General features: G+C 69.5%; 8 protein-coding genes. 3 read left to right on the top strand and 5 right to left on the bottom strand.

Annotated elements, in window-relative coordinates; translation table 11 throughout:
* Positions 1–54: 54 nt before the first annotated feature.
* From ACFV9T_RS41795 to ACFV9T_RS41785, 3 genes are read right to left on the bottom strand one after another with little or no spacing between them, the layout of a single operon-like run.
* Positions 55–993 (bottom strand): ACP S-malonyltransferase, encoded by a 939-nt coding sequence (locus ACFV9T_RS41795; RefSeq protein ID WP_385448921.1) that lies wholly within the window; start codon positions 991–993, stop codon positions 55–57.
* Between the two features lie 54 nt (positions 994–1,047).
* Positions 1,048–2,535, bottom strand: coding sequence for an ABC transporter permease (locus ACFV9T_RS41790; protein WP_385448920.1), 1,488 nt, complete (start codon positions 2,533–2,535; stop codon positions 1,048–1,050).
* On the bottom strand, positions 2,532–3,545 hold the full coding sequence (locus ACFV9T_RS41785) for an ABC transporter ATP-binding protein (RefSeq protein WP_385448918.1): 1,014 nt from the start codon (positions 3,543–3,545) through the stop codon (positions 2,532–2,534). The genes ACFV9T_RS41790 and ACFV9T_RS41785 overlap by 4 nt, the downstream gene beginning before the upstream one ends.
* A 373-nt stretch (positions 3,546–3,918) precedes the next feature.
* On the opposite strand from ACFV9T_RS41785, the gene ACFV9T_RS41780 reads away from it, so the two are divergent.
* Together ACFV9T_RS41780 and ACFV9T_RS41775 are read left to right on the top strand one after the other, a co-directional pair.
* The gene (locus ACFV9T_RS41780; protein ID WP_385448916.1) at positions 3,919–4,539 is read left to right on the top strand and encodes a thioesterase II family protein; all 621 of its coding nucleotides are present in this window, start codon (positions 3,919–3,921) and stop codon (positions 4,537–4,539) included.
* Positions 4,540–4,594: 55 nt separating this feature from the next.
* The gene (locus tag ACFV9T_RS41775) at positions 4,595–6,004 is read left to right on the top strand and encodes a class I adenylate-forming enzyme family protein (protein WP_385448914.1); all 1,410 of its coding nucleotides are present in this window, start codon (positions 4,595–4,597) and stop codon (positions 6,002–6,004) included.
* 103 nt (positions 6,005–6,107) lie between these two features.
* On the opposite strand, the gene ACFV9T_RS41770 is transcribed toward ACFV9T_RS41775, so the two are convergent.
* Together ACFV9T_RS41770 and ACFV9T_RS41765 are read right to left on the bottom strand one after the other, a co-directional pair.
* Positions 6,108–7,769 carry a flavin monoamine oxidase family protein gene (locus ACFV9T_RS41770; RefSeq protein ID WP_385448912.1) on the bottom strand — a complete coding sequence of 554 codons (1,662 nt, stop codon included), beginning with the start codon at positions 7,767–7,769 and terminating at the stop codon, positions 6,108–6,110.
* A gap of 39 nt (positions 7,770–7,808) precedes the next feature.
* Positions 7,809–10,613: an AAA family ATPase gene (locus ACFV9T_RS41765; RefSeq protein ID WP_385448911.1), complete on the bottom strand. Its 2,805-nt coding sequence runs from the start codon at positions 10,611–10,613 to the stop codon at positions 7,809–7,811.
* A gap of 465 nt (positions 10,614–11,078) precedes the next feature.
* On the opposite strand from ACFV9T_RS41765, the gene ACFV9T_RS41760 reads away from it, so the two are divergent.
* The gene (locus ACFV9T_RS41760) at positions 11,079–12,131 is read left to right on the top strand and encodes a sulfotransferase (protein WP_385448909.1); all 1,053 of its coding nucleotides are present in this window, start codon (positions 11,079–11,081) and stop codon (positions 12,129–12,131) included.
* The last annotated feature ends 58 nt before the right edge of the window (positions 12,132–12,189 follow it).

Raw genomic sequence — 12,189 nt, 5'->3', positions numbered from 1 at the left:
CCTCGGAGGGGGCGGGGCCCGGCCCTTCTGCTGTGCGGGTGTTGCCTGGAGGGATCAGCGCTTGCGGGCGGGGCGCGAGCGCTTGCCCGGCCCCACCGTCACGACCTCGAAGTTCGACTTGGTGCGGTCCAGCCGGTGGAAGAGGTTGTCCGGGCCGGTGATGTACATCTTCGACACCCCGGCGCCCTTCAGCGTGTCCACGACCTTGGGCCAGTGGATGGGCAGATCGAAGGTGTCCAGCAGCATCGTGCGCAGCTCACCGGCGGAGGTCACGATGGTGCCCTCCTGGTCGGTGACCACGGGAAGCTTCGGGTCGAGGAGGTCGTACTTCGGCAGGATCTCCTCGGCGGCCCGGCGCCGCAGCTCCGCGAACGCGGGCGCGTGCACCGCCGGGACCATGGTGTACATGGAGTAGCCACCGGCCTCGCTGATGGCCTTCTTGAACCCGTCGAGTTCCTTCTCGCGCACCGAGACCATGAAGAAGCCGTCGTCCAGATAGCCGGAGTAGTCGTACCACTCGCCGCGCTCACCGAGTGCGGTGAGGATGTCCGTCAGCTTCTCCTGCGGAGTCCGGACGAAGGTGTGGGTGACCGCGTCCTGGTACTCCTCGGTGAAGTACGTGTGCTCACAGCGCGCCAGCTCCGCGGTGAGCCGCACCACCTCGGGAAACGGCAGCGAACCGACGTAGGCCGTCGCCGCCTTCTGCCCAAAGCTGGGGCCCACGCACAGGTCCGGGACGAGGCCGTGCTCCTGCTCCGCCCGGTCCGCCGAGGCCATCGAGTTCACCAGGAAGGCGACCTGGGTGGCCTCGTCGTAGTCGTCCTCGGAGTCGCGGAGCCGGTCGAAGACCGAGTAGCCCAGCGCCTCGTCGGCCTCGGCGAGCCGCTTCCGGGCGAACGGGTCGAGCGTCAGGAACCTGCCCACCTCGGAGAAGCCGGAAGGTCCCATGCCCGGGAAAACAATGGCTGTCTTGGTCTGCTCGGATGCCGTCATGGTGTGGTGCCTTACTCTCTGGACCTGCGATCGCTCAGTCCTGTGGCTCGTCGCTCAGTCCTGCGCCCGGCGGTTGAAGCCCCGGATGCCGATGAACCCGAAAATCAGGAGGGACGCCGCGATGGCGCACGCGCAGATCCACAGCGGGATCGACGGCGGCACCCCGGGCGCGTCGGGCAGCAGCAGCCCGCGCATCGCCTCGGTGACGTAGGTCAGCGGGTTGAACGTGCACAGGATCTGGAACCAGCGCACACCGTCCAGGCTCCGCCACGGGAACTGCGTGGCCCCGGTGAACATGATCGGGGTGAGCGTCATGGCGAAGACGATGGAGATGTGGCGCGCGGGCGCCAGGGTGCCGAGGGTGAGCCCGACCGCACCGCCGACCAGTCCGCCGAGGCTGAGGATGCCCAGGGTCTCCGGCATCTTGGACAGCGGCCAGGAGACGCCGTCCAGCAGCAGCAGCCCGATCGGGATCATGACCAGGGCGCCGATCACCCCGCGCATCGCCCCGAAGAGCGCCTTCTCCACCGCCACCAGGCCGGTCGGGAGCGGCGAGAGCAATCGGTCCTCGATCTCCTTGGTCCAGGAGAAGTCGATGGCCAGGGGCAGCGCGGTGTTCTGCAGGGAGACCAGGAAGCTGTTGAGCGCCACCACACCGGGCAGCAGCACCTGCTGGAACCCGGGCTGGGTCATGCCGATCTCGCCGAGCACCTTGCCGAAGACGAACAGCATGAAGAACGGTTCCACGATGACCTGTCCCAGGAAGGGACCGATCTCGCGGCCGGTGACGAAGATGTCGCGCCACAGGATGAAGAAGAACGTCCGCCACCGGTTGGCGCGGCGCCGGTGGCGCCCGCCCCGGCGCTTCCCATCGGGCAGATCGAGTTCGACCTGGGGCTCCGGCTCGGGCTCCGTGAGGGGCGAACGGGCCTCGGCCGACGCGATGATGCTGTTCAGCGCGGCCTTGGCGTCCTGCGCGGCCTGGGAGGCCGACGGGGCCGGTATGGGCTTGATGACCAGGGTCAGCGTGTCGCCGATGTCGCTCTGCCGGGGGCCCGGGTCCCCGACCGGGTGCGGTCTGGCCTCCTGCCTGGCCTCGTACGGCTTGGCCTCGTGCCTGGCCTCGTGCTTGACCGGCGGGACGGCGGGGGTCTTCCGGTCCGAGACGGCGGGCAGCGGGGCGCGCTGCCTGGCCGGGACGAGCGCGGTCCGGGTGTCTTCGAAACCGTCGTCCTCGGCGGCCCTCGAAGCGGCGGCCCTCGACTCGGCGGCCCTCGGATCGGCTGCCCTGGGGTCAGCCGCCCTCGGGTCGGCGGCCCTGGGGGCAGCGGCCCTCGGGTCGGCGGCCCTGGGAGCGGCTGCCCTCGGATCGGCCGCCCTGTTCCCGTCCGGCTTGGTGTCCGAGACCCCGAAGTCCGAGGTCCTGAAGTTCGTGGTCCTGGTATCGGTGGGCTGGCGCTCGGCGCCCTCGGGCTTCTCCTCAGCGGCCTCGCCACCGGTGTTCTGGCCCGACGAGGACGGGGGGCGTGCGGAGTTGCTCATCGCATCTCCTTCCCCGTCAGCTCGACAAAGACGTCTTCCAGGCTCGCCTTGCTCACATTCAGGTCCTTGATTTCACAGCCGGTGTCGGACAGGGCCTTGATGACGGTGGGCAGAAGCACGGAGGACGACGCGTTGCTGTAGACCTTCATGCGGAAGGTGCCGTCGCCGTCGGGTCCGCCCTGCGCGGTGGGGTCCTCCTGCTGCAGGACCTCGACCCGCTCCGCGACACCGAGGCTCTGCACCAGCTGAACCACGCCGTTCATACCGCTGTACGGCGGCCGCACCGTCACGGTCAGGGCGGTGTTGCTCATCCTGCTGGTCAGCGCCTCAGGGGTGTCCAGGGCGAGCAGCTTGCCGTGGTCGACGATGCCGATCCGGTCACACAGCCTGGAGGCCTCCTCCATGTCGTGGGTGGTGAGCACCACCGTGACGCCACGTTCCTTGAGATCAGCTATCCGGTCGCGCACGAAGATCTGCGACTGCGGGTCCAGGCCGGTGGCCGGTTCGTCGAGGAACAGCACCCGGGGGCGGTGCATCAGGGCCCGCGCGATCATCACGCGCTGCGCCTGACCGCCGGAGACCTGGTCCGCCCGGTTCTTGGCGTGGTCGCTGAGGCCGAGCCACTCCAGGCTCTCGTCCGCCAGCCGACCGCGTTCCGCGCGGGAGAGCCCGTGGTAACCGGCGTGGAACGTAAGATTCTGACGGATCGTCAGTGACCGGTCGAGATTGTTGCGCTGCGGCACGACGGCGAAGGACTGCCGGGCCACCGAGGGCCTGGCGATCACATCGACGCCCTGGACGAAGGCGCGTCCGCCGGTCGGGGCGATCCGGGTGGTCAGGATGCCGATGGTGGTGGTCTTGCCGGCTCCGTTGGGGCCGAGGAAGCCGAAGACCTCACCGTGCCGCACCGTGAAGCTGAGATTGTCGACCGCCGGGACGGGGCGCCCGGGGTATTTCTTGACCAAGCCGTCGACAACGGCGGCGAAATCAATGGGACGTGTTGTGTTCATCGCTGTCGTCGCACCGAATTTAATTGGCTTGAGGAGAACATTCTTTGCCTCATGTTTAACACAGCCGCTTGACTCGGAGCCCCTAACTGCCCCCACCTTAGGGGGTGGTGGTGCAAGTGAGGGGGTTTAAGGGGGCGCCCCTTGTCCCATGTCGCGCCGGGATGGCGCGGTACCCGCATATAAGCCGTACGTCGAATAGCGGTTACTAGGGGTTGTGGCGCAGGAGAAGGGCTCATAGCCTCACGGAGTCAGCGCCTCGGACGAGCGTGGTCGACGCGCCCCACCGGGTACTCGTGCCCGGCCCCTCAGTGAAATCCCGGGGATGTGCTCCTTGAGCCAGATCAAGCCCGATGATGTGGGCCTTATTCGGATATTGCAAACGGAAACTCCGAGCAGTTTCCGACTGATCTGTTTCCCGGAGTCCGCCCGCTCCACCGCGTACTACCTCTCCCTGTCCGAGCTGCTGCTGCCCACGGTGGAGGTGCTGGCGATCCAGTACCCCCTCTACGCCGGGGGCGAGGACGGTGAGGGCGGCGACGACGAGCGGCTGACCGACTCCCCGGAGCTGGCCGACCGGATCTTCGGTGCGCTGGGGGAGTGGATGGACCGCCCACTCGCCTTCTTCGGCCACCGGGCCGGCGCCGACCTGGCCTACCGCGTGGCCGAGCGCCTGGAACGGGAGACCGGGACGCCGCTGCTGACCCTGTTCGTATCCGGCCGGTCCGCGCACTGGGGCATGACCCTGGGGCCGCCCGCGCTCGGCTGCCGGATCGTCGCCCTCGCAGGTGAGGGGGACCCCAGGACCCCGCTGCGCGGCGTACGGGCCTGGCGGCGGCGTACGAGCGGACGATTCGACCTCGAGGTGTTTCCCGGCTCGTACGGCTACCTCGACTCGAGTCGACGCGAGGTCGTCAACCTGGTGCACGACCAGTTGCTCTCGCAGTCCACCGTCGATGCCGAGTGGGAAACCGGCGCCGAAGACAAGGGAGCCTAGGGGGACAAGCCCAGGGCTGCCCGTACTCCTGAGTGAAAAGGAAAGAGTACGTTCGATGACCGCGAAGATCTACGCGCTCGACTCGGTGCAGACCCTGGCCGACTTCGAGCTGGACGCGATCCGCGTCGCCGATGTGATCCGCGAGCACGGGGTCGCCCCGGGCGACCGCGTCATCCTTAAGGCGGGCAACTCCGCCGCCTACGTCAGTGTGCTGTTCGCCCTCATGCACGTCGGCGCCTCCATCGTGCTGATCGACCAGCAGGAGCACCCCGACGAGACCCGGCGGATAGCCCGGCGCACCGGCGCCGGGATCGCCTTCGTGGACGACGACTCCCCGATCCACGACGACGCCCGCGTGGTGAACCTCTACGAGCTGATCGCCCCGGCGGCGGGCCGCCCGCTCAGCACCCGTGAGCTGTCGTTCGACGCCTGGGCCGACCGGCAGGACGGCCTCATCATGTGGACGTCCGGCTCCACCGGCGAGCCCAAGGGCGCGGTCAAGTCCGGCCGTAAGTTCCTGACCAACCTGGAGCGCAACGCCGCCCAGGTGGGGCACCGGGAGGACGACGTCCTGCTGCCGCTGCTGCCCTTCGCCCACCAGTACGGGCTGTCCATGGTGCTCATCGCCTGGCTCACCCGCTGCTCGCTGGTGATCGCCCCCTACAAGCGCCTGGACCGGGCCGTGGAGATGGCCGGGCGGACCGGTGCGACGGTGCTCGACGCCACCCCGTCGAGCTACCGCACCATGCTCAACCTGGTCGGCCGCAAGCCCTCGCTGCGGGCGCGGCTGGAGCAGGTCCGGATGTTCTGCTCGGGCGCGGCCCCGCTCGACGGCGCGCTCTCCGACGGCTACGCCGCCGAGTTCGGGCTGCCGCTGCTGGACAGCTACGGCAGCACCGAGCTGGGCAACATCGCCTTCGCCACCCTGGAGAACCCGGTCTCCTGCGGCCGCGCGATGGACGGCATCAAGCTGCGCGTCATCGACGAGTCCGGCGTCCCGGCCGTCCCCGGCCAGGCCGGGGAGATCGAGGTCGACACCCCGGACGCGCTGGAGGGCCACGTCGCCGAGGACGGCACCATCGACGCCATGCCGACCGGCTGGCACGCCACCGGCGACCTCGGCTACCTGGACGAGGACGACAACCTCTTCGTCCTGGGCCGGAAGTTCGCGGTGCACCGCTACGGCTATCTGCTCTACCCCGAGCTGGTCGAGCGCAAGGCCGCCGTCGCGCACATCTCCACCCGGATCGTGCCGCTCCCCGACGAGCGCCGCCGGGGCGACGTTCAGCTGGTCTTCTTCGTCGAGGACGAGGAGGGGCGGGACGCCAAGTACTGGCGCGAGCGGCTGTGCGAGGTGCTGCCGGTCTACGAACAGCCCAACCGGGTCGAGGTGCTGGACGCCTTCCCGCTCAACCGCAACGGCAAGCCGGACAAACGCCGCCTGGAAGAGGTCGCGCGCGGCTAGCCGCGAACGCACACGAAAGGGGCCGGGCTTACGCACCGGCCCCCTTTTCGATTCTGGGAATTTCGGCTCTAGGGAAATCCCTAGTCCGATACTAGGGGAACCCCTAGTCGTATGGCAGCTCTACGGGAGCCAGAACCGGAAAGCGGTCGCCGGGACCCGGGTTGTCCGGAGGCGTGGCGCCGCCCAAATGGTTGAGCACCCCCCACACCGCGTTGAGCGCCGTGGTCACCGCGCCCTCCGCGAATCCGGCCGTCCACGAGACGTCGTCCCCGCACAGGAAGAAGCCGCGCTGCTCCGGGACCATGTCCTCCTGCATGAACTGGGTGAACAGCCGCCGCTGATAGCGGTAGTGGCCGGGCAGGTTGGACTTGAACGCGCCCATGAAGCGCGGCTCGGTCTCCCAGGTGACGGTCAGCGGTCCGGCGACGATGTGCGAGCGGATGTCGACGTCCGGGTAGATCGCGCCCAGCTGGCCCAGCAGCCGCTCCAGCCGTTCCTCGGCCGGGAGGGTGGCGACCTTCAGCGAGTCGTCGTTCCAGGTGTACGACAGGCACATCACCCCGGGCCGGTCGGGCCCGTCGTCGAACAGGTAGACCCCGCGCGGCATCCGGTCGGTGAGCGTCATGCTCATCACGTCCTGCCCCGTCGCCGGGTCGGTGTCCCGCCAGAACGGCCGGTCGACCAGGACGAACAGCTTGGACGCGCCCATGTAGTGGGTGCGCTCGACCGCCGTCCACAGCGGGGTGGACAGCAGCGCCGGGTCGCAGTCGATCCGGTGCAGCAGCGTCCACACATGCGGGCTGAAGACCACTGCGGGGAACTCCCGCTCCGCGCCGCTCTCGTCCGCCACCCGGATGCCGCCGTCCGCCGTACGCCGCAGCCGGGTGACCGCGGGGCGCTGCCGGCCGCCGTGCAGCGACGCCAGCGAGGTGCCCCGAGGCCAGTGCGCGAGCGCCGTGGGCCGGTGCTCCCACAGGCCGCGCGGCACCTGGGAGGAGCCGCCGACGATGCCGACCTGGTTGTCGTCGGCCTCGGTGACCACGACGCGCAGGATCTCCAGCACCGAGTTGGGGAAGTCGGTGTCCCAGCCGCCGGTGCCGAAGCCGACCTGCCCGAAGATCTCCCGGTGCCGGAACGACTGGAAGGTGGGGGAGGTGGCCAGGAACCCGTAGAAGGACTGGTCGTCGAACTCCCTGACCAGCCGGTTCCACACGGCCTTGAGGGTGGCCGTGTCCCGCTGCTGGATGGCGTCGCGCACCGTGGACAGCTCGGCCCGCTCCTGGAGCGCCTTGTCCCAGGCGTCGGCGACCTCCTGGTAGACGTCCGGCAGGTCGTCGGTCGTGCGGGCCAGGTCGCGCTCGCCGTTCAGGTCGATCAGCGTGCTCGGGGTGGCCGGTGCCAGCGGATTGGGAAAGGGCCGGGTGCGCAGGCCCAACAGGTCGATGTAGTGGAACAGCGACCGCGCGGAGACGGGAAAGCGCATGGCGCCCATTTCCGCCTTGTATTCCGGATTCCCAGGAAAGGGTGTGGAACGCATCCGGCCGCCCAATTGCTCCGCTTCGTAGAGAACCGGACGAAGTCCCAGGCGCATCAGCTCATATGCCGCGGTGAGTCCGGACATACCGCCGCCGATGACGGCGACTTCCGTGCCGTGCCGCGCACTCGGCAGAGCGCCGAGACCGGCGGGATGGCGCAGCCAGTTGTCGTAGGAGAAGGGAAAGTCCGGCACCAGCATCGTCGTGGCAGCCGTGATCGCGGACGTCATGAGATGAACCTCTTGGGGCCGAGCGGTACCGCGCGGAGATCAGGCGGTGTAGGCGACATCGAATTCCAGGCTCGAGGGCAGATCCCGACGCTGACTTATGTTGATTTTCCGGTAGACCCGGGTGAGGTGCTGCTCCACGGTCGAGATGGTGATGTAGAGCTTGGCGGCGATCTCGCGGTTGGTGTAGCCCGAGGCGGCGAGCGCGGCCACCCGGCTCTCGGCGTCGGACAGTTCGGAGAACGCGGTGGTGTCCTCGCCGGTGCGGGCCGCCTCCGACAGCGCCGAGCGCCCCGGAGTCCGCTGCAGCGAGCGGGACAGCTCCTCGGCGCCGCAGTTGTCCGCGAGCCACAGGGCCCGCCGGGTCATCAGCCGGCCGCTGTCCAGATCGCCGAGTTGCTTGTGCGCCTCGGCGAGATCCGCCAGCGCCCGCGCCATCTCGTAACAGCCGCCGCTCGACCGCAGCGCCGCCACCGCCTCCTCCAGCAGGGCGGGCCGCTCGGCCAGCGGCCGGGTGGCGGCCAGCACGCGCAGCGCGGCGCCACGGGTGCGGGAGGGGACCTCACCGGTCAGCTCCAGCTGCTCCTCCGCCAGCCGGGCCGCCCGCTCCTGACCGCCCAGGGTCAGCCAGGTCTCGGCGGCACCGAGCCGCCAGGCCAGGGTGGCGGGCGAGTCCAGGCCCCAGGCGGCCATCTTCTCGCCGCAGGCGCGGAAGTCGGTGAGGGCCGCGTGCTGGCGGCCTGTGGCCAGCTGATGCCGGGCCCGGGCGTAGAGGTAGTGCAGCCCGAAGCGGTTCCGGTACATCTCCTCCGGCACCGGGCGGGCCAGCAGTTCGGCCGCCGCGTCATGGTTGCCCATCGCGGTGTGCGCGTTGATCAGCATCCCGAGCGGCATGCCGACGGTGACGCCCCAGCCGCGGGCCGGAAGCTCCTCCAGCGCCCGTTCCGCGTACTGGATCGTGTCCCGCAGCCGTCCGGCGCGCAGCGCCGTCTGGGCCCGCAGCGCGCAGAAGTAGGCCAGCAGCGCCTTCGCGCCGCGCTCCGCCGTCGCCTCGATCAGTCGATCGCACCAGGCGGCGGCGGTGGCGTGGCGGTCCGCGTACACCAGCGTCTGCAGTGCCGCGTGCACCGTCAGCATCGTCCGGTCGCAGAGCTGGACGGTCTCCAGCACCCGCTCCGCGGCCCGTACGGCGCCCTCGTCGGCGCCCCGGTTCAGCACCGTACGCAGCGCCCTGAGCGCGATGAGCTGAGGGGATTCGGGTGCCTGGTCCGGCGACGGCGCGTGCTCGTCCCATGGGCCGAGGGGCTCTCCCTGGGGCCGGAAGGGCCGCAGTTCGGGGTGGTCGGGGTAGGTGGTGGAGAGCGCGAGACCGATGCTCCGCAGCGCCGTGTCGAGCTGGGTACCCGGGTTCTCGGCGGCGGTCCGGCTGACCTGCCCGAGGGCGGCTGCCGCCTCGTCCATCCGGCCGAACCCCAGCAGCCCGATGATCACGTCGAGGGTGTGCCGGGTCGGCAGCTGCCCGCTGCCGGCCGGGCCGGCCAGCGCCTGGAGCCGCCGCATCTGGGAGAGCGGGTTGAACGGCCACATGGCCTTGACCATGGTCGCCTGGAGGATCAGCGCCTCGTGTTCATCGGTGCTGCAGCGGTCGGCCATCTGCAGGCAGTTCATCGCCAGTTCCCGGCGGTCGGCGGCGATCGCGTGCTCGGCGGCGTCCCGCAGTGCCTGCGGAATCCACTCCTCGACCGGCTCGGACACCTCGTGGCTGAGCAGATGGCGGGCCACGTCGATGGGGTCGGCGCCCTCCTCGTACAGCAGCCGGGCGGCCCGGTGGTGCAGCGGGCCCAGCTCCTCCATCTCCAGGTCCTCCAGGAGCGCGGTGCGCACCGCGTCGCTGCGGAAGTTCCCGTCGTGCAGGATCCCGACCTCGGTGAGCGCCGCGACGGACCGCCGTACCCGCCGCTCCTCGACCTCGATCACCCTGCTCAGCAGGGGAACGGACAGGGCGTCACCCAGCAGGGCGATCCCGTGGGCCACCCGGCGGTGGGCCGGGCCGCCGCGGTACACGCAGGACAGCGCCGCCTGCCGGAACAGCTCCCCGGCCACCGGGGAGCCCGGCGCGGTGTGCCGGGGGCTCCGGGCGAGGTGGGAGAACTGGTCGTCCAGGAGGCCGCGCAGCAGCAGCAGGTTGCCGCCCGTCATGTCGTGGAACGCGGCGGCGTGGTGCTCGGCCTCCTCGGCGCCGGACTCCCCGGTCAGCAGCGTGGTGACGCCCGCGACGGTGAGCGGGGCGAGCCGTACGTGGCACACCTTCGGCTCGTGCAGCAGCTCATCCAGCGCCGGGGCGGCGGGCCCGGTCAGCGACCCGCGGCTCACCACGACGGACAGCGCCCCGGAGCGACATCGGCGGATGCCGTACGCCAGGCAGCGCAGCGACGGCAGATCGGCGAACTGCACGTCGTCGATCGCGATCAGCAGCGGGGCGTCCTCGGTCAGTTCCTCAAGCGTGCGGTGGAATTCCTGGAGGAACGGGAGGTCGGCCTGGTCAGGGCCGTACGGATTCGGGGACGCCTCCAGGCCCGGCCCCGGCCGGGCCTGCCGAAGGCGCGCGGGCATGCCCTGGAAGAGCTGATCGAGGACGGCGTACGGGAATTTCTGCTCCGAGGCGGAGGCGACGGCGGGCAGCACCCGGACGCCCCGCGCACCCGCGGTGTCCGTCACCGCGTGCAGCAGCGCGGTCTTTCCCGACGTCACGGCACCGCTGATGACGGCGAGTCGGCTTCCCTCCCGGGCGTCCTCGAAGAGGAGACGATTGAGCCGGTCTATCTCCTGATCGCGCTCCACCAACACGTACGAAACACCTTCCCCGAATTCTCTCGTGCGCAGGGGTGGTTAAACACCTTGCATGGTGCATCTGGTAACGCACCGTCCCCTGTCGTGCGCTCTCAACTCCTCCCGGTCAGGCTGGGGGCTTGCCAACCGTGCAACTCGGGGTGTGGAGTAAGTGGGCACTCTAGCAGTGCTGTTGATGCGAAAAGATGACCGCCTCGTCACAGGTGAATGTGTTCGAATAAGGTCACGGCGTCGCAACCGGGTTGTGAGGCCCCGTACGGCCGCTGGGCTTGGGCTTCACCACTGATGGGGCGGGTCGTGACGGGGGGTAACGCCCCTGTCGGATGTGTAGGTTGCGCAAAAGTTTCGGAAACTCTGGAACGCCCGATGCGCTTCTCTCGTCGCGTTGTGAGGCGATTCCCTTGTGCGGCATGGCCGCTATGGGGATGCCGAGTTGCACGAGCAAATGTAAGGAAAGAACGCGTGCCCAATCAGAAGTTGACATTCGTCGTTGGCACCGGCCGCTGCGGTTCGACGGCCCTGTCCAAGGTCATTAATCTTCATCCAGACGTTCTCAGTGTCAACGAATTGTTCGCCAGTATTCCCTCTGCCGAGGTGCCGGAGGTGCTGGGCGAGACCCCGCTGAGCGGCCAGGAGTTCTGGGAATATCTGTCCCAGCCCAACGCGGTCAGCGATGTTCTGATCAAGAACGGGCTCGTCCCGCCCGAGTTCCTCTACCACCGGCTGCCCGAGCGGCGGTTCGACGCCGCGACCACCGGCATCCCGGTCATCAGCGGCATGGTGCTGCCCCATCTGACCGACGAACCGGACGCGCTCTTCGACGAGTTGGCGTCCGAGGTCACCTCCTGGCCCACGCGCCGTCCGGCGGATCACTGGTGGGCCCTCTTCGGCACCCTCGGCGCACGGTTCGGCAACCCCGGCACCGTCGTCGAGCGCAGCGGTATGTCCATCGGCCGGGTCACGGAAATGCATCGCGCCTTTCCCGAGGCGCGGTTCGTTCATCTCTACCGCGAAGGCCCTGACTGCGCCGTTTCCATGAGCCGGCACGTCAGCTTCCGCATGCTTCCGCTGGGGCATGAGATGGCCGCCCGCTGCGGTCTGAACTCGCCGTTCGAGCTGACCCCGGCCCACGCGGATCAGCTCCCGCCCGACCTCGCTCCGCTGCTGGGCGACGAGTGGGACCCGGCCCTGGTGATGGACCGCCCCATCCCGCTCGACGCGTTCGGCACCATCTGGTCCGGTGTGATCGTCGACGGTCTGCGGAAGCTGGAGGCGGTCCCGGCGTCACAGCGCACCGGGCTGAGTTACGAGACCCTGCTGGAGGAGCCGGAGAAGGAACTGATCCGGCTGGCCGAGTTCATCGGGGTGGAACCGCACCGCGCCTGGCTGGACGAGTCCGTCGCCCTGCTCGACGGCGGCCGCCCCGGTGCCGCGCGGCAGCTGCCCGAGGCGGAGCTGACCCCGCTGCTCGAATCCTGTCGTCCGGGCATGGAGGCGCTGGCGGCCCACCCGTAGGGCGCCTACCCGTAGGCCGCTCACCCGTAGAGCGCGAGTGCCCGGCAACGTCCCCGCC

Origin of the sequence: Streptomyces sp. NPDC059850 (assembly GCF_042731515.1) — a bacterium.
Taxonomy (GTDB): Bacteria; Actinomycetota; Actinomycetes; order Streptomycetales; family Streptomycetaceae; genus Streptomyces.
Note: the sequence above shows the minus strand (reverse complement) of the source record. Positions and strands in the feature narration are given on the sequence as shown.